Annotated in this window: 19 protein-coding genes; 6 read left to right on the top strand and 13 right to left on the bottom strand. The window is 55.3% G+C overall.

From position 1 onward, the window contains the following. Positions 1 to 24 precede the first annotated feature (24 nt). Positions 25 to 582 carry a GNAT family N-acetyltransferase gene (locus HRQ60_RS13295; protein ID WP_172196317.1) on the top strand — a complete coding sequence of 186 codons (558 nt, stop codon included), beginning with the start codon at positions 25 to 27 and terminating at the stop codon, positions 580 to 582. A gap of 13 nt (positions 583 to 595) precedes the next feature. Here the strand turns inward: HRQ60_RS13295 and HRQ60_RS13290 are convergent, their stop codons facing one another. The 3 genes from HRQ60_RS13290 to HRQ60_RS13280 form a co-directional block, all read right to left on the bottom strand. After that, positions 596 to 1,096, bottom strand: coding sequence for a GNAT family N-acetyltransferase (locus tag HRQ60_RS13290; protein WP_172196316.1), 501 nt, complete (start codon positions 1,094 to 1,096; stop codon positions 596 to 598). A 17-nt stretch (positions 1,097 to 1,113) separates the two neighbouring features. After that, on the bottom strand, positions 1,114 to 2,328 hold the full coding sequence (locus HRQ60_RS13285) for an MFS transporter (RefSeq protein ID WP_172196315.1): 1,215 nt from the start codon (positions 2,326 to 2,328) through the stop codon (positions 1,114 to 1,116). 97 nt (positions 2,329 to 2,425) lie between these two features. Next, on the bottom strand, positions 2,426 to 4,615 hold the full coding sequence (locus tag HRQ60_RS13280; RefSeq protein ID WP_172196399.1) for a molybdopterin-dependent oxidoreductase: 2,190 nt from the start codon (positions 4,613 to 4,615) through the stop codon (positions 2,426 to 2,428). A 266-nt stretch (positions 4,616 to 4,881) separates the two neighbouring features. Between HRQ60_RS13280 and HRQ60_RS13275 the strand changes: the two genes are divergently transcribed. Both HRQ60_RS13275 and HRQ60_RS13270 read left to right on the top strand, forming a co-directional pair. Then, positions 4,882 to 5,703, top strand: a complete 822-nt coding sequence (locus HRQ60_RS13275; RefSeq protein WP_172196314.1) for a hypothetical protein — start codon at positions 4,882 to 4,884, stop codon at positions 5,701 to 5,703. Positions 5,704 to 5,886: 183 nt separating this feature from the next. Beyond that, on the top strand, positions 5,887 to 6,471 hold the full coding sequence (locus HRQ60_RS13270) for an LOG family protein (RefSeq protein ID WP_172196313.1): 585 nt from the start codon (positions 5,887 to 5,889) through the stop codon (positions 6,469 to 6,471). 158 nt (positions 6,472 to 6,629) lie between these two features. On the opposite strand, the gene HRQ60_RS13265 is transcribed toward HRQ60_RS13270, so the two are convergent. Then, on the bottom strand, positions 6,630 to 7,466 hold the full coding sequence (locus tag HRQ60_RS13265) for a formate/nitrite transporter family protein (protein ID WP_172196312.1): 837 nt from the start codon (positions 7,464 to 7,466) through the stop codon (positions 6,630 to 6,632). 205 nt (positions 7,467 to 7,671) lie between these two features. Here HRQ60_RS13265 and HRQ60_RS13260 point away from each other — a divergent pair, with 205 nt between their 5' ends. Next, entirely contained in the window at positions 7,672 to 8,643 is a 972-nt protein-coding gene (locus HRQ60_RS13260) for a phosphotransferase (protein WP_172196311.1), read from the top strand. A gap of 114 nt (positions 8,644 to 8,757) precedes the next feature. Here HRQ60_RS13260 and HRQ60_RS13255 read toward each other — a convergent pair whose 3' ends face one another. From HRQ60_RS13255 to HRQ60_RS13240, 4 genes are all read right to left on the bottom strand, one after another. Further along, positions 8,758 to 10,152, bottom strand: a complete 1,395-nt coding sequence (locus HRQ60_RS13255; protein ID WP_172196310.1) for an FAD-dependent oxidoreductase — start codon at positions 10,150 to 10,152, stop codon at positions 8,758 to 8,760. A 401-nt stretch (positions 10,153 to 10,553) separates the two neighbouring features. Further along, complete coding sequence (locus tag HRQ60_RS13250) at positions 10,554 to 11,423, bottom strand: ABC transporter ATP-binding protein (protein ID WP_246281316.1); 870 nt, start codon at positions 11,421 to 11,423, stop codon at positions 10,554 to 10,556. Between the two features lie 302 nt (positions 11,424 to 11,725). Continuing rightward, a complete protein-coding gene (locus HRQ60_RS13245; RefSeq protein WP_172196309.1) occupies positions 11,726 to 12,172 on the bottom strand; it encodes an AbrB/MazE/SpoVT family DNA-binding domain-containing protein in 447 nt (148 codons plus the stop codon). A gap of 509 nt (positions 12,173 to 12,681) precedes the next feature. Next, positions 12,682 to 12,885, bottom strand: a complete 204-nt coding sequence (locus tag HRQ60_RS13240; RefSeq protein WP_246281315.1) for an aspartyl-phosphate phosphatase Spo0E family protein — start codon at positions 12,883 to 12,885, stop codon at positions 12,682 to 12,684. Positions 12,886 to 13,079: 194 nt separating this feature from the next. Here HRQ60_RS13240 and HRQ60_RS13235 point away from each other — a divergent pair, with 194 nt between their 5' ends. Next, the gene (locus HRQ60_RS13235; protein WP_172196308.1) at positions 13,080 to 13,580 is read left to right on the top strand and encodes a MarR family winged helix-turn-helix transcriptional regulator; all 501 of its coding nucleotides are present in this window, start codon (positions 13,080 to 13,082) and stop codon (positions 13,578 to 13,580) included. Between the two features lie 39 nt (positions 13,581 to 13,619). On the opposite strand, the gene HRQ60_RS13230 is transcribed toward HRQ60_RS13235, so the two are convergent. The 5 genes from HRQ60_RS13230 to HRQ60_RS13210 all read right to left on the bottom strand — a co-directional run bounded on the left by HRQ60_RS13230 (position 13,620) and on the right by HRQ60_RS13210 (position 20,142). Further along, the gene (locus HRQ60_RS13230) at positions 13,620 to 15,308 is read right to left on the bottom strand and encodes a DEAD/DEAH box helicase (protein ID WP_172196307.1); all 1,689 of its coding nucleotides are present in this window, start codon (positions 15,306 to 15,308) and stop codon (positions 13,620 to 13,622) included. A 105-nt stretch (positions 15,309 to 15,413) separates the two neighbouring features. After that, complete coding sequence (locus tag HRQ60_RS13225; protein ID WP_172196306.1) at positions 15,414 to 16,856, bottom strand: SulP family inorganic anion transporter; 1,443 nt, start codon at positions 16,854 to 16,856, stop codon at positions 15,414 to 15,416. A 297-nt stretch (positions 16,857 to 17,153) separates the two neighbouring features. Next, the gene (locus tag HRQ60_RS13220; protein ID WP_172196305.1) at positions 17,154 to 18,827 is read right to left on the bottom strand and encodes an ABC1 kinase family protein; all 1,674 of its coding nucleotides are present in this window, start codon (positions 18,825 to 18,827) and stop codon (positions 17,154 to 17,156) included. Beyond that, positions 18,828 to 19,214, bottom strand: coding sequence for a phasin family protein (locus tag HRQ60_RS13215; protein WP_172196304.1), 387 nt, complete (start codon positions 19,212 to 19,214; stop codon positions 18,828 to 18,830). It lies immediately after the preceding gene. A 70-nt stretch (positions 19,215 to 19,284) separates the two neighbouring features. Then, positions 19,285 to 20,142 (bottom strand): uroporphyrinogen-III synthase, encoded by an 858-nt coding sequence (locus HRQ60_RS13210; RefSeq protein WP_172196303.1) that lies wholly within the window; start codon positions 20,140 to 20,142, stop codon positions 19,285 to 19,287. 444 nt (positions 20,143 to 20,586) lie between these two features. On the opposite strand from HRQ60_RS13210, the gene HRQ60_RS13205 reads away from it, so the two are divergent. Continuing rightward, entirely contained in the window at positions 20,587 to 21,969 is a 1,383-nt protein-coding gene (locus tag HRQ60_RS13205; protein ID WP_172196302.1) for a DNA-binding protein, read from the top strand. The last annotated feature ends 255 nt before the right edge of the window (positions 21,970 to 22,224 follow it).

Here is a 22,224-nt window from a genome sequence, read left to right as displayed (position 1 = left end):
CACCCAAAAGGAGCGAAAGGCCGTATGTTCGTTTTTCCGTTAAAAGAATCCCTTATGCTCAAGCCGCTGCGCAGCGGGCATGCCCGCGAACTGCTCGCACTCGTCGAAGAATCCCGCCACACCCTGCGTCCCTGGATGCCCTGGACGGGGCAGATGCAGAGCCTTGCCGATGCCGAGGAATTTATCGCGGCGGCCGCAAGGCTCTACGCCGATAACGATGCGGTCACGGCCGGCCTCTGGGAAGATGGGCGCCTTGCGGGAGTGATCGGTTTTCATGAGATTAACTGGCGCAGCCGCTCTGCGCAGATCGGCTATTGGCTCGGCGGTTCGTTCGAAGGCCGGGGCCTGATGTCGCTCGCCGCGCGCTCTTTGATCGATTATGCGTTCATCGAGCTGGACCTCAACCGGATCGAGATTCGCTGCGCCACCTTGAACCGGCGCAGCCGGGCCGTTCCGGAGCGGCTCGGATTTCTGCTCGAAGGTATACTGAGACAAGCGGAGAAACTGGAAGGCGGTTATATGGATCATGCCGTTTACGGCATGCTGGCCGAAGAATGGAGCGCGAAACGGCCTCTTTTGTAACCCGCCTTGGCAGCTACAGCAGCCAGCAGCTCATCAATACATCGTCCACATATTGTCCTTCGATCACATATTCCCGCGCAAGCCTTCCTTCTTCCCGAAAGCCGCAGCGTTTGTAGAAGCGAATCGCATCTTCATTGGTCGACAGCACGCGCAGACGCAGTTTTTTGACGCCCCGGCGGAGCGTGTGCAGTTTGACGGATTCGATCAATTTGCGGCCGACGCCCAGCCCTTGATAAGCCGGATGCACCGCAATATAAATTTCCGCGACATGCGAGTTGGTGAACATCATCGTAGGCGGCCGCCAGCCGATACAGCCGATCACAAAGCCGTCGCATTCGGCGACAAGCTGGTTCTCCGGCGGACAGCTGCGCAGGTAATGCGTACGCGACTTCCAGACCGGAATTTGCGGCGAATTGCGCGAGTTCCAGACCAGCTTGTCGATTTTCATGAGCGGCTTGGCATCCTTGATCTGAGATTCCCGAATCGTCACTTCATTTTCAATCACCCGCTTCATCCCCGCTCCTCCTCGGCCTATTGTCTTTCTATAGCGATCGCCCTGCCGGAGACCTGGAGCCTATGATTCAATACGAAGAATCCGAACGACAGGACGGCGGCCGCCACGGCCAGCCAAGCGACCGGTTCGAGGCCGCCGCGGTCGTACAGAATCCCCATGATGTAAGGTCCGATCACCCTGCCCGCCTGTCCGATCCCGCCCGATATGCCGAGATAGAACGGTGCGTTGGCGCTGGTGCGTTCGGAGATAAAAGCCGGCATTGCCGGTTGGAACAAAATCTCCCCGATCGTCGCCAGAAACATCGCCGCAACCATCGCCCCGTACTGCGGAAACAGCAGGATTACCGTATAGCCCGCCAGGTAGAACAGACTGCCCGCCGTCATCTGCGTCTCCGGCTTGCGAGCGAACGTCCGCTTCATCCACGAAATAAGCGGTTGGAGCGCGAAGATCAGGACACCGTTCATCGTCCATAAGATGCTGTAATGCGAAGCGGGCTGGCCTTCGGACAAGATGGACGGCGACACGCCGCCGTTCCAGATACAGTTGCCCAACCACAGAAACAAAGCGCCGATCCCCATATACAGATACACACGCGTGTTCAGGAGCAGCGGCAGTGCCTTTTGCTCCCTCTTCGACGTCTTCGCTTCGATATGCAGACCGCCGGAGCGGTCTACCCGATTCAGATAGACGAAAAAGTATCCGGCGAACAGCAGGCAGGTCACGCCGTTCAGCACGAATGTCAGCGGAAACGACAGGTCCGCCAGCGGTCCGCTGATCGCCGTCCCGAGCGCCACGCCGATATTGTTGCCGACGTAGATCGTATTGAAGATCTCGCCGCGCCGGGAAGCGAAGCGGAAACCGACAAATGCCTGGATCGCCGGCAGTGTCATGGCATTGCTGAAACCGACGATCAGCATCGTCAGCATGTATACCTGCCAGTGCGAGCTGACGATCGGCAGCGCGAACAGCGACAGTGCGTTGATCAGCAGCGAGCCGACCAGCAGCTTCTTGACGCCGATCCGGTGATACATCGCTCCGCCGACCAGCTGTCCGCCGATGCCGCCGAGCGACTGCAGCAGGATGACCAGGCCGGCATCCTGCATGCTGCGGCCAAGTTCGCCGAAGACGTACATCGTCGTCAGCGGCCACATCAGCGCGCTGCCGGTCGAGTTGATGAGACTCGCCAGCAGCAGCGCCTGAATTTCTTTGGGATATCGTTGAAGCCAGTTCATGAGCGTTCTTGCCCTTCTTTCGTCCTTCGTTCATGCCGGATGCCCCGGCATGATGATCCGATTGTCTGACAGCGTACGGAACCGGATCCGGTTCCGGTCAGGATGCCGGGTCGGCAGAATCCGCTTCCGCCGGGCGGATCTCGACGGTCGTCGAGAAGAATGTCGCCCCGCCGCCAAGGTCGGCGATCCGGGAAGACGTCAGCGCATTGGCGAGACGCTTCGAAGCCCGGGGGCCGTCTTCCGATCCGCCGGACCACCATAATCCCTGGCTGACCACCGTACCGGGCAGCATGAGGTTGGTGACGGAAGCCTTGAGTCGGTAGGAGCCGCGGTCGTTGTAGGCTTCGACGAACTGTCCGTCTTCGAGGCCTCGGGATTCCGCATCCAGAGGATGGATCTGGAGCAGCGGTTCTTTTTCCATCGACTGATGCTTGCCGACGTTCGCGAACGTCGAGTTGAGGAAGTTATGGTTGGGTGGACTGATAAACATCAGCGGATAACGGCCCTGCCGCTCTGCCCGGTTCTCGCCATCGAAGCCTTCCTCAAGCGGCAGATAGGTCGGCAGCGGCGGCAGACCCAGCGCTTCGAGCTGCCGGGAATACAGTTCGATTCGGCCTGAAGGTGTCGTCAGGCGGTTCAGGTAATCGGCTTTGGGCGCCAGATCGAGTGCGACGAACCGCTCTTCCTTGAGACGTTCCAGCGTCACCCCGTTCAGATACGGATTGTCCGGGTTGTCGAGCGCGGCGGCGATCACCGTCTCCTCGCTTTCTTGGAAAGCCTCTTCTTCGAAGCCCATCGCTTGGGCAAGCAGCTTGAACAGTTCGAAATTGCTTTTGCTCTCGCCGGCCGGTTCGATGACCGGCTGCTGAAGCTGGACATAATGATGCCAGTACGACGTATACAGATCGGTATTTTCGAAGCTGGATGTGGCCGGCAGCACGATATCGGCGTACTTGGCCGTATCGGTCAGGAACAGCTCGTGCACGACCGTGAACAAATCTTCCCGCTCTAGTCCTTCCCGTACGCGCTCCGATTCCGGCGCCACGACGGCCGGATTGCTGCCAAATACGAACAGCCCGTGCACCTTGGGCTGCAGGGTCAGCAGCGCGTCGGCCAGTTTGTTCATATTGATCGTGCGTACGCCCGGGTTGGGACGCAGTTCGGGACGCTGCAGCGCCCCGTCGTTGAGCGACGCATACGCGCCGTTGGATTTGAACGCCCCGCCGCCCCGCTTCCATTGGCCGGTCAGCGCCGGCAGACAGGACACGGTCCGCACGGCCATGCCGCCGTTGTCGTGATGCTGAAGCCCGTTGCCGATATGAATATGGCTCGGAGAAGTCTCGCCGTACATCAGGGCGAGCCGGACGATATCTTCCGCCGGCACACCGGTGATACGCGAGACCCGCTCCGGCGTATACGCCTGCACATGCTCGCGCAGCTCCTCGTGTCCAAGCGTATGCTCCCGCAGGAAAGCCTCATCCGTCAGCCCGCGTTCGAACAATACGTGCATCAAGCCTAGCGCAAGCGCCGTATCCGTGCCCGGATGCAGCGGAATAAACCAATCCGCGCGCCGTCCGGTCAGATTCTTGTGCACGTCGATCACGACGACGGTCGCGCCGTTCTTGCGGGCCTGCTCCATCAGCACGGCCTGGTGCATGCTCGTACTGACGATATTGCCGCCCCAGACGATGAACAGCTTGGCGTTCAGCGTGTCCTGCGGGCTCGAGCCTCCGCCGAAGCCCATCGTGTAGCGCCAGCCGGCGTTGCCGGCCGAGTTGCAGATCGTATAGTCGAGTTTGGAAGCCCCCAGACGGCCGAAGAAACGGCGGTCCATGCCTTCGGCGTTGAGCACGCCCATATTGCCGTAGAAGCTGTAGGGCAGAATGCTCTCGCTCCCATGTTCCGCCGACAGACGATTCAAGCGGTCCGCGATTTCCGCAATCGCTTCCGGCCAGGAGATGCGGACGAATTCCCCGGAACCTTTCGGGCCGGAGCGTCTCAGCGGATATAGCAAGCGCTGCGGATGGTTCACCCGCTCCGCCATATTTCTGACTTTATTGCAGATCGCTCCCTTGGTCTCGGGATGATCGGGGTTACCGGTAACTTTGACGATTTTTCCGTTTTCCTTATGCAGCAGCAGGCCGCACGTATCCGGGCAGTCGAGCGGACAGACTGCCGGAAATACGCCGCTCGGCCGTTCGGTCATGTTCATGACGGACGGCTCCTTTCCCTTGTCGACTCGTAATATCTTTCCGGCCTTTATTGTAGCATAATTTCTTCGCGAAATATTTTCCCGAATCCTCGAGGGGAATGTTTCAATCCGGAGGGCTCCGGGGTATTAAAAAGCATTGGCAAATAGGCAGTACATGATGTCCCCTTCATAAGCTGTTCCTGCTGCCATATCATGGACCACTCCCGAAATTAGCCTTCACAAGATCCTTCCCCCGGACTTGTGAAGGCTAATTTGTTTTGTCCGAACTTTTTCTCCGCGGCAGGCGTCTATTCATAGAGATCCGCAGTTCACCCAGATCCGCAGCCAAGGAGGCGAAGACTTTGCACCCAAAAAAATTATGGATCCCCGCAGCGGCCTGCATGCTGGCGCTTACCGCCTGCTCGCCAACGCAATGGGCCAATAAAGTGATCGAAGAGCGCGTCATTCAAGTCAAACGTTACCCCGATCAACAGAAGCCGTATGTCGGCTATGCTTCGGCGTTCAAAGGATATACATGGAAAAAAGGCGAAGAGACCACGCCTAAATCAGCCTGGGAAGATGTGCCGGAAGCGGAGTCGATAGGCGATCCGAATGAGATCGATATCTCCCCCAAGTCCTCGTACAGCTCCAATTGGTCCGGCCTCAAACACAAAATTTCGGGAAAGTCGCTCGCTTCGCTGGTCGAACGCGCGGCTGCTTACGAATATAAGCATCAAGTGAGCGGGATCCGAATCGACTCCAGCATCGATCAGGGCGAATATACCCTGGCTTCTTTTGGCTACCGCTACAAAGAAGAAAACTTTATGGGTATTATGTTGACCAAACGCGAAGCGGATCGCTACGTCTATCAATCGCTTAACTTCTCGTGGGAACTGACCGACGAAGGCAGGATGCTTCCGTTCGTTCCGGGTACCGGTGCGATGAGCGTAGACGACCAAAAAGGCAGCAGCGTCTATTGGCTGGGCGGCACGGTCAACGACGAGCGGATCAAACAGATCGTCATGCATTTCGATAACGTCAGCGAAGTCATCCCGATCGAAGATGACCAGCTCACTTATCTGATTAATGACGAACGCGGCGCAAATGGCGAAAGCGACCGGGAGCTTCAATACATCGAAGGCCTCGACCAGGACGGCAAAGCCGTCTATACCTGGCAGTATTGATAGCAGTATTGGCAAAAAGAACCTCGAGAGGTGGAGGCCTCGGGGTTTTTAGTCTTTTTAACGCATTTTTACAACCCCTTTACCCGACGTTCGGACTGTGCGCTTGTTTACCGTCATGCTATATTTAGAGCATACGTCTTTTTTCGCGACCTCATGACTTTCCACAAAAAGGAGACTTGCATCATGCCAAACAGCATAGCGGTATTCTGCGGCTCAAGAGAAGGCGCTTCGCCCGCATATATGGACAGTGCCCGAGCCTTGGGCCGCGAGATGGCTCGCAGAGAAATCAAATTGGTCTATGGCGGTTCACGCATGGGTCTGATGGGCGCAGTCGCCAACGCAGTGTTGGAGAACGGCGGCCAGGCTGTAGGCGTGCTGCCGGACTTCATGCAGGGCCGGGAGATTGCCCATACGGGCCTGACCGAGCTGATCATGGTCAAATCCATGCACGAACGCAAAGCCAAGATGGCGGAACTGGCCGAAGGCTTCATTACGCTGCCCGGCGGCTCCGGTACGATGGAAGAATACTTCGAGATCTTCACCTGGGCGCAGCTCGGCCTGCATACGAAGCCGACCGGCGTGCTGAATTCCGACGGCTATTACGATCCCCTGATCGCTTTGTTCGACCGGATGACCGGCGAAGGGTTCGTCATGCCTCATCATCGGGCGATGATGCTGACGGCCGAAGACCCCGCCGACCTGCTGGATCGTATGGAAGCTTACCGGGCGCCGGAGAATCCTCAGGTGCTGACCGAAGAACGCACCTGATCGGGCCGGTTCTTTTGGACACAAACGCAAAAGAACGACTCGAACAATAAACACGGTGCTCTCCCCTGCTTTCCAATCTGCCAAAAGACCCGCCCAAGCCGTTAAAACGGCAAGGAGCGGGTTCTTTTTAGATCGATTCGGCTTTATTCGGTTCGTTCTTAAGCGTGCTTCTGCAGCTCGGGAGCTACGTAACTGGGTGATTGGGCCGCCTCTGCCTTGGCTTCGGCGGGTTTGCGCAGATAAGTGCCCCAATAGGCGGCGCCGACAAAGATGGCACCTCCGGCCAGATTGCCGAGCCATACCGGTACAAAGTTCACGAAATATTGTCCCCAGGTGAAATGACCTTCGAAGATGGCGGCCGGAATCAGGAACATGTTGGCGACAACGTGCTGGAAGCCGATCGCGACAAACGCCATGGTCGGGAACCAGATGCCCAGAATCTTGCCGCTCATATTGTCCGCTCCGTAGCTGAGCCATACGGCCAGAGCCACCAGCCAGTTGCAGCCGATCCCGGAGATGAACGACTGCAGGAAGGTACTGTCGATCTTATGTCCGGCCATGTCGACCAATTTGTCCAGGTAAGGACCCGAAGCGGTAAGGCCTACGATATGGCCGAAGAAATAGGCGACGAAGATCGCTCCGGCAAAGTTGGCGATCGTAATCAGAACCAGATTCTTCATCATCTCGCCTGTCGTGATGCGCCGCGCCATACGGGCAAGCGGCACCGCCATCATATTGCCGGTCAGCAGTTCTCCGCCGGCCAGCAGAACCAGAACGAGCCCCACCGGGAATACGGCTGCCCCGATAAAGTTGGCCATGCTGCCCCATTCTTCCGGCGTGTTCGCGATTACCCGGATATCGAGCAGAAATCCAAGTGCAATAAACGCTCCGGCCAGGAATCCAAGAATCAGCACGGAAGAGAGCGGATTATGCGCCTTTTTGACGCCGTTCTCAACCGTGACTTCCGCGATTTGCGGCGGTTTGTTGTAAGCCATTGTTGATGTCCCCTTTATAGCTAAAATTTGAACATTCCCTTGTCGTAACCCATTTTAGCCCAGAAGATCGGACAGGTACGTGATAAACGTCATAAAATCCGAAATAAAGTGAAAACTTTCACTTAATTTTCTTTCCTCTCTTTTTTGCTGCTTCGGTATACTAAAAGAGAAGGTGGACAAACTCCTACGAAAGGTGGCGACCGCCGTGAACAGCAGCTTTTCCAAGCAAACTCCGATCCCTCGCTGGATGCAAGCCATTCCCGGTTCCGATACCTGGATCAGCGCCGAACTGATCGACAAAGGCTGGTCGGCCGACCGTAAATACCGGATTGGCGCGACAGGCGGTGTCTCCATGCTGCTGCGGGTATGCGAAGCTTCGCTGGCCGAATCCAAACGTGCCGAATATATCCGGGTCGGTCAGGCTGCTTCTCTGGGCATTCCCAGTTCGAAACCGATCGATTTCGGCATCTGCGGCGCGGACTCGACCGATCCCGACGATCCCGACAGCGCTTCGTTCGTCTATTCGCTGCTAAGCTGGATCGAAGGCGAAGACGCCCAGGATCTGCTGCCGGATCAGACCGACGAAGCCGCTTACCGTTACGGACACTCGGCAGGGACATGGCTGCGCCGTATGCACGGACTGCCGGCTCCCGTTCATACCGAACCTCCCGCCGTTATGCTGCGCCGCGAGCTGGAACGCAAACGGGCCGCTTACGCCCAATGCGGATACCGCCTGCCGTTCGGAGAACGCCTGCTGTCGCAGATCGAAGCACGGCTGCCGGTTCTGGATGAAGCTGTGCCCGGTTTCCGGCAGGGCGATTACCATCCCGGCAATATGATTATCGGTCCCGACGGGCAGCTGAACATTATCGACTTCAACCGTTCAGGGTACGGCGATCCGTACCGGGACTTCAACCGGCTGGAGACGTTCACCAGCCGGATCAGCCTGCCGTTTGCCCAAGGTCAGCTCGACGGCTACCGGGAGAGCGGTCCGCATGATCCCGATTTTTGGCGGAGAATATCGCTGTACTGCGCCATGGAATGCATGTTTGCGATCCTCTGGGCTGTTCCGTTCGGCGAACCGGAGATCACCGACACCTTGGAACGCTCGGAGCGGATCTGGACCGATTTCTCGGGCTTTGAGCAGGATGTTCCGCTGTGGGCGGACAAGGCCTGAGTCTTCGCTCCCGAGTGCAGCCTAACGCGAAAAGCCCGCCGGGTAGGCGGGCTTTTCTTATATATTCCGGAGAGCGGCATTCGCAAACAACCCTCCCTATACACAGCTTAACGATTAGACGTTGGTTTGTTCTTTGACGGAACGGGCCGCTTTCTCTTCGATCTCGGCAGTCGGCTGGGCTTCCATCGCGGCAAAACCGAGGGAGTTCAGGTAGTTCCAAGGTTTGTTGTAATGCGGTTGGAAGAAGAAGTCGACAAAGGCCAATTCTTCGACGGTCATCTTGTTCTGGATGCAGACCGACAGCGTATTGATCGACTGGGTCAGATCCACTTTGGACATCAGCTGCGCTCCGACGATGCGGCGGCTGTCTTTTTCGAATACGATCTTGAATGTCGCTTTCTCGTACTCGGGCATGAATTCCGGACGATAGTTGTCTTCGAACATCGCCGTTGCCACATCAAGTCCCGCTTCCACAGCAGCCGCTTCGGTCATGCCGGTAGCCGCGATATTGTCTTCGTAAATCTTGATGCCGCTCGTACCTTGGGTGCCCATATAAGCAATCTTCTTCTCGACCAGGTTCAGCGCGACGAGCGTACCCATACGTACCGCGTTGGTTGCAAGCGGGATATAGGCGGCTTTGCCGGTCGGGTTGTAACGGATCGCGCAGCTGTCTCCGGCCGCATAGACGTCTTTGACGCTGGTTTCCATATAGTTGTCGACCAGGATAGCGCCGTTCGGCAGCATATCGACCTGACCTTTGAGCAGTTCCGTGTTCGGACGGAAACCGATGCACAGAATGACCAGATCCGCTTCGTGTTCGCCTTTGGTCGTGACGACTTTTTGTACGCTGCCGGCCTGGCCTTCAAAACGCACCACTTTTTCATCCAGAGCCAGTTGAATGCCTTGTTGAGTCAGCGATTCTTCGATACGGTCCGTAAATTCGGCATCCAGGTATTTGCTCAGGATACGCGATTCGGCATCGATCAGCGTCACTTCTTTGCCGTTCATTTCGAAAGCTTCGACCAGCTCGACCCCGATGTAGCCGGCACCGATGACGACGACTTTTTTCGCCGTTTTCGATTTTTCGATAATGGTATTGGAATGGTTGAAGTTTTTCGAAAGAATGATGTTCTCCAGCTCGATACCTTCGAATTTCGGTACGATCGGCCACGATCCGGTAGTCACGATCAGCTTGTCAAACGTATCGCCGAACTCTTCGCCCGTTTCCAGGTTGCGAACTGTCAGCGTTTTGCCCGAAGCGTCCACGTTCAGCACTTCGTGCCGCATCCGGGTTTGAACGCCCAGCGTCATCAGATGTTCAGGGGAAGAATAGAAGAGGCCGTTCGGGTCTTTGACGACTCCGCCGACATACAGCGCGATTCCGCACGACAGGAACGAGATATTGTCGTTGCGCTCGTATACCGTGATTTCGGCATCCGGGTAGAGCTTGGCGGTGCGGACGATAGCGGCGGTTCCTGCGTGTGTACAACCGATAACTGCGATCTTCATGAGTGAATTCCTCCAATAGGATAGTTTTATGTGAGTGAAGCGAATAAAGACAACTTTTCATTTGTGAAAATAGGTACATATCAAGTTAAAAAAAGAAGCGGGATAAGCTTGGCCGGAAAGTCTGTTCTCGTTCAAGTGATTGTGAATTCGTTCACCTGATATCCCTATTATAGTGTGACATATTTCACATTGCAAGCCCGAAATACATGTTTCTTCTCGATTTCACCGTTCCGACACAATGAAAGCGGTAATCAAGTCTTTAAGAACGCGGTATCGTGCCTTTTGTCACTGTTTTCCAAAAACCCAAAAACCGCGCCCGGCAAAAGCCTGCCAAAGCGCGGTTGATGGATACAGCGAAAAAGAAGACTCGATCTGCGTCAGAGGCTCGCCGCGGTTCGCGGTTACTGCGAAGCGGTACGAAGCGTGTCTACGCCCGGAGCAATCGCAGCGGGACCTACGCCGGTGCCGCGCTTGCGTTCTTCGGAGAGCGCATAAAGCGCATAAGGCAGACACAGCGGTACGCCGGTACGCGGATCGGTTACGATATCGGCTTCGATGCCGAAGACTTCGTGCATAACAAGCGGACACATGACTTCAAGCGGCGTACCTGCGGCCAGCGCTTCGCCGTTCTTGATCGCGATCATATGCTGGGCGAAACGCGACGCATGGTTCAGATCGTGCACGACCATGACAATGGTACGCCCTTCCGTCTTGTTCAGATCGTGCAGCAGCTGAAGCACCTCGAGCTGATGCGCCATATCGAGATACGTGGTCGGTTCGTCCAGGAACAGAATATCCGTTTCCTGCGCCAGTGCCATCGCGATCCAGGCCCGCTGGCGCTGGCCTCCGGAGAGCTGATCGATCGGGCGGTCATGGAATTCGCGCATGCCGGTCACGTCAAGCGCCCATTCCACGATTTTTTTGTCTTCGGCTTTCAGCGAACCGAACCCTTTCTGATGGGGGAAACGACCGTAGGATACCAGTTCGGTCACGGTCAATCCTTCCGGAGCGGTCGGAGTTTGCGGCAGGATGGCCAGCTGTTTGGCCACGTCGCGGGTCGACTGCTTGTGGATCGATTTGCCGTCGAGCAGTACGCTTCCGCTCTTGGGACGCATCAGACGGGCCATCGTTTTGAGAATGGTCGATTTGCCCGAGCCGTTGGCTCCGACGAGCGCAGTGATTTTGCCCTGCGGGATTTCAATATTAAGATCTTTGACGATCAGACGGTCCTCATAGGCAATATCGAGATTCGTTGTGCTTAAACGGAACATAGCTTGAACCATTCCCTTCCGGAAAATCTTGGGCCGTGACGGCAAGCAAATTCACGAACCTCTATACGAATAACATCGGCAGTGTCGGTTGGAATTAACTATCGGATATAAAGATCATCGGATCTTCACGGTTTCTTCATTACTGTCTAAGATACTGATAATCATTATCAAATGTCAAGTTAAATTTGCCGCAGCTCTGGTCGATAGGTATCAAAAAAAGGCCCGAAAGCCCCCTTGGCTTTCGGACCTTTCCCGTACTCCGGCGGCATTCCGGGATACGTTCAAACGAGAGTGCGGCGCAATCAGGCTTTGTACTTCAGCTGCTTCTTAAGCTGGCTGACACGGCTCTGGCTGATACCCAACATTTGGGCGATCTCGCTCTGGCTGGCTTCCGGATGGTCGATCAAAGCCTGCTCCAGACGCGGCAGCATATCCGACACGCGGATCCGCTTTTTGGAAGAAGATTCTTCGATAGCCGGCGACTGCTGCACCGGCACTGCCGGAGCGTGCTTCAGCTGCTGCAGACACGAAGCGCATACGAATTGATCCTTGTAGTAAATCACGCTGTCAAGCGTACGGCAGAACGCACACTCGGTGGACTTATACTTGCGCATCACGAGCATGCCGTCGTCCGTTACGAAAAATTCCAACGAATCGCCGATCTCGATATTTCGTGTTCCCCGAATCTCGCTGGGAATTACAATTCTTCCGAGACTGTCCAAGCTACGAATCATTCCGGTATCCTTCATTTTGAATTCCTCTCTATGTGAAGTTAGAGTTTAGCAAAAGGTTTATTTAATACGCAGTATAACATATTTCGGATAAATTGCTACTTTTTGTTCGAAAATATATAAAATCCTAGATACATTACGTAATAAGCGGTGCCTTTTTTCTTCATTCTGTTTGCTCTCTAATGTAAGAGCGCAAACGGTCCGAACCCTTGGCGGAGCCCGCTTTATAAGCAAGCTCAATTTAAATTCATTGTAACTGCAAAGAGTGCTTACATCAAGATAACAAAAAAATAAAAAAATAAAAAATGTAAACAACGGCGCATTTTTCATCGGCGGTTCGCTTTTTTCATATTTGCGTACAGAAAAGAACCGCTTTGGTCAAAAGACGGATCGGTGGAGCCGGAATCCATACGTTTTGACAAAACGGTTTTTTACGAGGTTTAATGCTACGGCTTCAGCGTCATCCCTGACGAGAAAGTCCTATAAGTAGAAAGCCGTCAGACACCGTTCGACTTCCCGCAGGCGGCTTACTGAAGCTTTCTTGCCCGCACATTCGGAGGCTGCGACTTCTGCCGCTGCGCGAGTACAATATAAGCGTCCAACCGCTGGCTCAATTCGACAACGTCCCGGTCACAAAAACTTTTATGTTCCGTGATCTTTAGCAGTTCATGTCGCAGATGCTCGATCATGGTGTACAACGGCTCTTCGTTGCGATATGAATGGTAAGCCAATGCGGTCACCTTCTTTCTCGTGCTTACTTTTTAATCATAGGTGCTGATAGTAAAAAACAATTTTTGCTAAATTCACATAAAAGCATACTTTTTACAATGCAGCCTCACCTCGTCAAGAGAAAGAAACAGGCGGATGTATTGACGAAGGCTTCTTCGGTCTGTTATATCTGAACGTACGTTTGGAGAGCGATCTATTGAACGATCTCTCCCATACTCTTCACCCGAAAGGAAGAAAACAAGTGCCGCCCGACTTCACCGAAGATTCTACCGAATTGACGCATCTGTTTATCCGGACGCTTCGCGCGCATCACAGCCGCATGCATGAAGCGCATCAATCGATCGATATCCATCCCGGCCAAGCGCCGGTCTTTTTTATCCTGTCCAGCCAGGAAGGATTGAACCAGAAAGAGCTGGCCGAGCGGATGCATATCAAGCCGGCAACCCTCACCGTCATGCTGACCCGCCTGGAACAGGGAGGCTTTATCGAACGCTTCTCGGATCCTTCCGATCAGCGGGTATGGCGGGTTCGGCTTACCCGGGAAGGGCATGAAATTTCCCGCCGCGTCCGCCAAGCCGTCGAAGAGATCGACGGCCTCGCGTTTGGCAATTTCTCGCCCGAAGAACGAGAGCAGTTCCGGGGACTGATGAACAAGATGTACGGAAATTTAAAAAAAGGGCCCCAGGAAAATCCCTGAGGCCCTTTTGCCATGCCTTATCCCTGCACGGCCGTTTGCTTAACGGCGCCGACTGCCGCGGCTGCCGGAATCGGAACCCCGTCCGCCGCCTTCCGGACGGCCTCCGCTGCTGCGTCCCGATCCGGAGCCGCTCTTGCCGCCGCGGCCTTGTCCCTGGCCGCCGCGTGTCGGTCCGCCGCTGCGCTCCGAATCGCCGCCGCGCGAGTACCCGCCGCTTCGGCTCGGCTCGCTGCTGCGCCCTGGGCGTGCAGCTCCCGCCGGGCCGCTCTCGCTGCGCGCGGCTCCGCTCCGGCCCGCGCTGTCGCCGCGCGAACTGCCGCCCCGGCGATTGGCGCCTGCGCCGTCGCGTCCGGCACGGTCTTCGCCGCCGGCTACGCGGCGCGTGCCGCCGCGCGAACCTTCGCCGCGTCCCTGCTCGCGGCTTCCGCCGCCTTCGCCGCGGCGTCCGCGGCCGCCTTCTTGATTGCTGCGCCCTCCGCCGGAGCCGCGCCGCGCGCCGCCCTTGACGGAACCTTCGCGGCCCGCACGTTCTTCCCGTCCTTCGCTTGGACGGCGCGTCGCATCGGCAACCCGGATGATGCCGCCATTCTGGAAGGCGACGCGTTCCGGACGCTGCTTCGTCGCGTCTTCGATCAGATCAAGCGTGCTCTGCTCGCGCTGCGTAACGAATGTATAAGCCAAGCCTTTGTCTCCGGCGCGGCCGGTACGGCCGATCCGGTGAATATAGCTGTCCGTATCCTGCGGGATATCGAAGTTGAAGACGTGCGAGACGCCTTCGACATCAAGACCGCGTGCCGCGACATCCGTCGCGATCAGGATCTGCAGACGCGCGTCACGGAACGCGCGCATGACCTGCTCGCGTTTGTTTTGCGACAAGTCGCCGTGCAGTTCCGCGGAATTGTACCCTTCCATCTGAAGCTCTTCGTTCAGCTTGGAAGCGCGGCGCTTGGTACGGCAGAATACAACCGCCAGATAAGGATTGTCGCGGTTAATCAGAAACTTGAGCGCATCGTATTTGTTGCGGTCCGTACATTCAAGCGCGATCTGGCGAATATTGCGCGCCGGAATCTTCTCAGTTGGCGTAATGCTGATCTGCTCGGCGTCTTTGGTATACGCGCCGGCCAGATGACGGACCGTATCCGGCAGTGTCGCCGAGAACAGCATCGTCTGGCGGGACGGAGGCGTCGCTTCGATGATCGCCTGGACTTCTTTCAGAAAGCCCATATGCAGCATTTGATCCGCTTCGTCCAGCACCAGCGTCTTGACTTTACCCAACTTCAGCGTCTCGCGGCGGATATGGTCCAGCAGACGTCCCGGCGTACCGATGACGAGATCGCAGCCGCTTTTGAGCTTGTGCAGCTGCGCTTCGACGTCCTGGCCGCCGTAAACGGACAGAATCCGCATTTCCGGTCCGGCCATTTTGCGCGCTTCCACGGTGATTTGCAGAGCCAGTTCGCGCGTCGGCGCCACGACCAGAGCGGGCGGAAGGCCCATGCCTTCCGAGCGTCCGCCGTCGTTCCATTCCCGTCCGGCTGCAATCTTGTCCAGGATCGGCAGGATAAAGGCCAGCGTCTTGCCTGTGCCCGTCTGCGCCTGAACCATCAGGTCGCGGCCGGCCAGTGCCAATGGAAGCGAAGCCTGCTGCACCGGAGTCGGTACGGTAATACCCTGTGCCTGCAAACGGTCCAGCACCTCGGGAGCGATCCCCAAATCTTTAAATGTCTTCATTCTGTTCATTCCTCCGTATGGGGACTTCTTCCGCGATGCTGGCATTCGCTTGCGCGAATTCCAAAAGAAAGGGCATCCGTCCAAGCGGATACCCCTTTTCCGAAATCAATGGCCCGAAGGCGCGGAAAGTCCCGTTTTTTCAACTGCTTTGCGGCCCTCGTCGTTCAGTCCGCGAATCTCTGCCTGCTTGCCCAACTTGTAATACTCGAATTTGACCCGGGATACCGCCGAAGCGGCCGAGTGATCCCATACCTGCGAATGCGAAAAGTCGATAACCACCTTGTCCGGATCGTCTGCAGGCGTAAAATGATCTACAAAATACGACGCCGTTCCGAAGAACATCTGACCGCGCACTTCGTATACTTTTACCCCGTCTTCCATGCCTGCCGTCACTTTCAGCTTCGCGATCTTCCAGCCGAAATGCAGCGTGCACAGCACGACGCCCACGCCGACGCCGATCGACAGATTATCCGTAACCACGACGATCCCGACCACAATGAGCATCACGATCGTATCCGCAATCGGAATCTTGTTCGCCCGGTAGAGCGAGCTCCAGTCGAACGTCCCGATCGACACCATGATCATGACGCCGACCAGCGCCGCAAGCGGAATCTGACTGACCACATTGCCGAGCAGGACCAACAATACCAGCAGGAATGCGCCGGCCGTAAATGTCGACAACCGCCCGCGGCCGCCCGACTTGATATTGATAACCGACTGTCCGATCATCGCACACCCCGCCATGCCGCCAAAAAATCCGTTGACGATATTGGCGATCCCCTGACCGCGCGCTTCGACGTTCTTGCTGCTCTTGCTGTCCGTCATATCGTCCACGATCGTTGCCGTCAGCAGCGATTCCAGCAGGCCGACCAGCGCCAGGGAAATCGACACCGGCAGGATGACGCTGAACATCTCCCAGGACAAATCGATCTGCGGGATATGGAAAAGCGGCGGCGTATTGCCAAGTTCTCCCATTTCCCCGACCGTCTTGACGTCCAGCTTCAGCCATACGGCAATCAGCGACATGACGATAATCGCGACAAGAGGCGCCGGGACGGCTTTGGTAAACCGGGGCAGGATATAAATGATGGCAAGCGTTCCCGCGACCACGATATACATCGCCGGTCCCGCTCCGACAAACTGCGGAATCTGCGCCATAAAGATAATGATCGCCAGCGCATTGACGAAACCCGTCATGACGGGCTTCGGGATAAACGTGATAAACCGTCCGATACCGAAAGCTCCGAGCAGAACCTGGATAATACCGGCCAATATGCCCGCAGCGAGCAAATACTCCATCCCGTATTCGCGGTACAATCCGCCCATCAGCACGGCCATCGCGCCGGTTGCCGCCGAGATCATGCCCGCGCGGCCGCCGACGAAAGCGATCACGATCGCGATCACGATGGACGCGTGCAGACCCACGATCGGATCGACACCCGCCACGATCGAGAATCCGATCGCTTCCGGAATAAGTGCGAGCGCCACCGTGATCCCGGAGAGAATATCGCCGCGCACATTTCCGAACCACTGCTGTCTTAGCTCCATAACCAACCTCTATTCTATTCGCGTTTGCAGCAAACGCGCGGCTTAACAGGGTTCATCGAAACTTGTCCTGTTCGCGTTTGGAACAAACCCGCGGTATAAAATGTGAGTTTTCCCCTTTCAGAAAAACCCGGGTCCGTTGTAGTCAAGACCCTCATTATACCCAATTCGAACAGCTACGGCTACAGAAGCAGTACGGCAAAAAATGAAGCCAGAAGGCGATTTTCGAACATTTTCGCCTTCTGACCCGTTTAATCCCGCATTTTCAGCAAATTTGCAGGTTATATCTATGTTTTTTCGCTAGAATCGACCTGATTTGAAAATCGAGAACAGCAGCAGCAGAACCATCAGCACCGCGACGCCCAGACCCATTTCGATAATCGGATAGTTCCAGATCACCGTTTCTTTCTGGGACAGCGAAGCTCCGACCACAAGTCCCGCCATCACGATACTGAAAGCCAGCAGCACGATACTGAACGCGAGGCGGTTGACCAGCCGGTCCACCCCTCTCGACGCTTTGCGCAGTTCCGGCATTTCGAGCTCCACTTTGACGCGTCCGCCGCTGATAAATGAGGTCAGGTGGCGCAGCCGATCCGGCAGTCCCGCAAGCGAATCGGCCAATCCGAGCGCTCCGTTGATCGTTTTGCGGCGCAGCCGTTCGGGTCCGAATTTTTCTCTGGCCAGCTTGCGGCCGAAAGGCTCCGCCAACGTCACAATGCTCAGCGTAGGGTCAAGCTGCTCCACCATGCCTTCCGTCGTCACCAGCGCTTTGCCCAGCATCAGCAGGTCCGGCGGAATCCCGATCCCGTGCTGGCGCGCGGTCGAGAAAAAGTCGTTGATGACCTGGCCCAGATTGACATCGGAAAAAGCGACATCGTAATAACGCTCTCTCAAGCGTTCCAGATCGCGCTTCAACGCGCTGACATCGGTATCTTCGTGGATCATGCCCATCCGCTCGATCGCCCGGACCATTGCCGGCGTATCCTGCCGCATCAGCGCGATGACCAGCGAAGACAGATATTCCCGCATATCCGGACTGAGCCGGCCGACCATGCCGAAATCCAGAAACGTGATCGAACCGTCTTTCATGATCAGCATATTGCCGGGGTGGGGGTCCGCATGGAAAAACCCGGCGATAAAAATCTGGTTCAGCACGGCGTTGACGATCCGCGAAGCAATTTCTTTGACATCGTAGCCGCGATGCTCCAGGTATACCCGGTCCGTCGGCTTGACGCCTTCGACAAAAGCCATCGTCAGCACGCGTTCGGAAGTGCAGTCCCAGAATACCGCAGGCACATGAATATGTTTGTCCTGTTCGAACTGCGCGGAGATCCGCTCCATGTTGCGGGCTTCCGACGTGTAATCGAGTTCCGCTTCCATCGATCGGGAAAATTCCTCGACAAGCTGGGTTACCTGATAACGGTTCACCCACTCCCAGCGTTTCTCGCCCAGTCCGACCAGATCGTGCAGAATTTCGAGGTCGCGCATCACCTGACGTTTGACGCCCGGACGCTGCACTTTGACCGCCACCCGCTGACCGCTGTCGACCATGCGGGCGCTGTGCACCTGTCCGATCGAAGCGGCCGCGATCGGCTCTTCCGAAAATTCGCTCATGAAATCTTCGATCGGACCGCCGAGTTCCAGTTCCACAATCCTCCGTGCTTCCGCCGCTTCGAACGGCGGCACTTCGTCCTGCAGCTTCGACAATTCCTGCACAACGGAAGCCGGCAGCAGGTCCGAACGCGTACTTGCGAGCTGTCCCAGCTTGATAAACGTAGGGCCCAACGCTTCCATAACCAGCCGGATGCGTTCGCCCAACGTTTTCGTTTCCGGCGCTTCGCGCCGAATCCAGCTGATCGGGAGGCGCAGTACGCGCGTCAGGCCCATTTCTTCGACCATATAGCCGAAGCCGTGCCGGATCAATGCGACCGCGATTTCCCGGTAGCGGCCGGCATGCCGGATATGGACAGCCATTTACTCGGCCGTCGTTTCTCCCGGCGCATTCGTCCGGTAGTTGTTCATTTCCGCAGCCGGGTCTGCCGTTACCGCAGGCTTACCGCTCTCAAGCTGGACCACGCGCTGCTCCAGTACCGCGATCCGCTGCTCCAGACTGTCTACTTCGCTTCCCGCCGGAACGTCGATTTCTTTCAATACGCGGCGCACCTGCTCTTGTACCATGTTTTTGATCGCCGAACGTTCTTCTTCTCCCCGCTCGATCAGCTTGCTGACGACCGCTTTCGATTCGGAAGGAGCAATCTCGCCTTTTTTCACCAGATCGTCTACCACTTTTTCTACCTTTTCCTTGCTTGCCACCGTCAGGCCGATTCCCAGAGACAACGCCTTTTTCAACAGATCGCTCATCAAAGATTCCTCCGTTTTCAAATAGGATACGTTCGCTTGCCCGGTTCCGCCTTCACAAGCGAGAGCCCGGTTACAAAGGGACTTCTTGTTCTCCGTCTTCCGTACCGGGCTCGTTTTCGTTTCGGGAAGCCGCATAATACTTCGCGAGTTCCACCATCATGCTGCCCATACGTTCTTCTTTTGGAGCCACGACGCGTGCGATTCCTTCTTCGTGAATCGATTGGGCCGTGACTTTGCCGACCGCAACCGCCACCACTTCGTGTTCGAACGAAGCACGCAGTGCTTCTTCCTTACCGCCTTCGGCCGCATGCCGAATCAGGAACCTGACCTGCGGCCCGCTGGTAAACGTTACGGCATCGACACGGCGTTCCAGAATATCGCCCAGCAGCTGCTCCAACTGTTCTTCCGGCGGCGCGATATGCTTGTAGGGCAGAATCGTACGGACCGAAGCCCCGCGCTCTTCCAGCCAGGAAACCAGACGGGGCGCCGGATCGCCGTGCAGCTGCACGATAACGTTCTTGCCTGCAAAGTCATGTTCCTCCAACTGGCGGATCAGACCTTCGGTGCTTCCGTCGTCGTCCCGCACAAGCGGGGCGAGTCCGCGTTTCTTCAGGGCGTTTACCGTCTTGTACCCGCGCGCCGCAATATTCGAACGGGCGATCGCTTCCATAAAAGCCTCCGACAATTCCATTTCCTGCGCGGTGTTGATCAGGGCTTCAAGCCCCATGCCGGTTGTCAGGATCGACCATTCGGGCTTGAGGCGAATCCATTCCGAGATCCCGCCGCCCAGTTCCGGTTCGTCCAGAAAGACCGTTCCCTGCGCCGGACGAACCAGCGCGATTCCGCCCATGTTCTGCACGATTTTGCTCAATTCTTCGGATTTGCGCGGACCGGTGATCGCCACGCGCTTTCCTTCAAGTCTTTTCATCGGCCGATTTGCCCCTTCCTTATTCGTATAGAAGGCTGTTCCGTGCGGCTGTGCCGCTTTCCACCTATTTTCGCTTCCCGGGCGCAAAATTGCAACCGCGCGCCGCGGAAAGACCCGCAATCCGGCTTCCTCATTCCTATTCTTTTCTTTTGCGTCAAAAATACTTATATTCGTTATAGACCAAAATTACTATCACGTACGCCTGTTTCCTTCCGATATATAACTCAAAGCTTCATTTCACGGCGTATGGCAAACCCATTTCCGTCTTCCGAAGGCCCGGAGGACAGAGTTTTTTCCGCCGCTATGCCATTCGGTATTTTCCTGCGAGAAAAGCGATTGACCTGAATTCCTTCCGTCCTGTATATTGTAAATTACTAGTATTAAAAGAATTATATGAGAAGCTGAATGTCAAATGGACTTTAGCAGCGTGAGCGAGGTGCAGAGATGGAAACGACAATGACTCTCCGTTCGGAAATTGAAAACGGGATTGCGGAACTTGGGATGAATTTTTCCAGTTTCGGCGAATTATCCGGCATTAACCGCGGGATTTTCAGCGCCATTCTTAACGGAAGCCCGCCGAAACCGATCTCATTGAACCAGATGGAAACGATCACCCGGGCATTCGGCAAACCGGAAGGCTGGATGTTCGACCTGTATATTGAAGAATGCTTCTACGACGGCAAGCCGAATCGCCGCCGCGTCGAACCTTTCCTGATCCGCTGTGCCGAACTCGGCCGCAAGGATTGTATTCGCGAAGTGCTGTCTCGCCTGCTCGAAGACCTCAAGCACGTCTCGATGATCTTCGACATTGCGGAGACGCTTTTCACGACGGGAAAAGTCCAGGAGTCGCTTATTTTTTATGAGTGCGTGGTGGAGAACGAGAAATACCATCATTCGGAGCGTTTGGCGGTCAGCCATTATCGGATTTTCCGAGCCGTGATCGGTGCAGACAATGAACAGAACCTTAGGGCGGCACTGCGATTTGAACCATTCTGCGGAAAGCTTCCCGATCATCACCGTTTGGATGGGCTGCTGCAGTTAACTACAGTCTATTACTCCCTCGAACGATGGAAGATTGCCGGGCATTATGCAGATGAATTGATCGCATTCTCTGCAAACGTATACGAAAACGAAAATATGAAGAGAATCAAGTACAAGAAGTATGAACCATTGCTTACGGAACGACCTCTTGTGAAATATTATGGGCAGGGCTACTTGGCCAAAGGAATTATGTTTGAAGCTCAAGGCGAATACCAGCAAGCCAAATTGTACATCGAAAAATATGCGAATTTAAGCTGGTTTGAAATCTTGGACGACCAAGCAGAAAAAGAAGTCGAAAAGTTCAAGCTTTTTGCCAAAGCCAATCGATTGAATCTCGAAATTTTAATGGGCAACACAGAATACTTGGATGAATATTCCGAGTTTCTGGAGAAAAATCCTCAAGAAGTTCTTTCCGGTTTATTGACAATCATAAAATCCTCGAATCAATACGGGTTTTTCATCGACTCTATCATTCTTAAATTCTCCACTTATCTCATCGACACAGATCAAGTGTTCCAAGCCAAAGAGAGCTATTACGATCAAGCTACGATTACCCATACCATGTCAAATATTTTCTATCACCTGGCCGAATACTACATTCGAAAAGAAAACTATGTGACAGCGATCGATTACTCTTTACAATCTCTTCAAGTTTCTATTAAAATACGTAATAAGAACATTTTTATGAAGTGTATTCCTTTCTTCGAAGAGTTTAGGAATTTCTCAACAACAGCGCAGAACCAAAAATATGAAGCGCTTATGAAGGAGATGTATCGTAATGCGTAAATCAATCGCAAGTATCGTTTTAATCCTGTCCGCTACTTTCTTGATTGTCACTTCTCCAGTGACTACGGTATCTGCCGATCAAACCCCTACGTTCAGCACAATGGGTCATGGCATGGGAAGCTGATTCACCCAAAAATGCCACTATGCGCCTCTAAGCGCATAGTGGCATTTTTTATTGGACGGATTGTAAAATGAAGTGCAACACCTCGAACTGAATATAAAAAGGCCCACGGCCGGATTCGTGTAGAATGAAGT

Origin of the sequence: Saccharibacillus qingshengii (assembly GCF_013185195.1) — a bacterium.
Classification (GTDB): Bacteria; Bacillota; Bacilli; order Paenibacillales; family Paenibacillaceae; genus Saccharibacillus; species Saccharibacillus qingshengii.
Note: the sequence above shows the minus strand (reverse complement) of the source record. Positions and strands in the feature narration are given on the sequence as shown.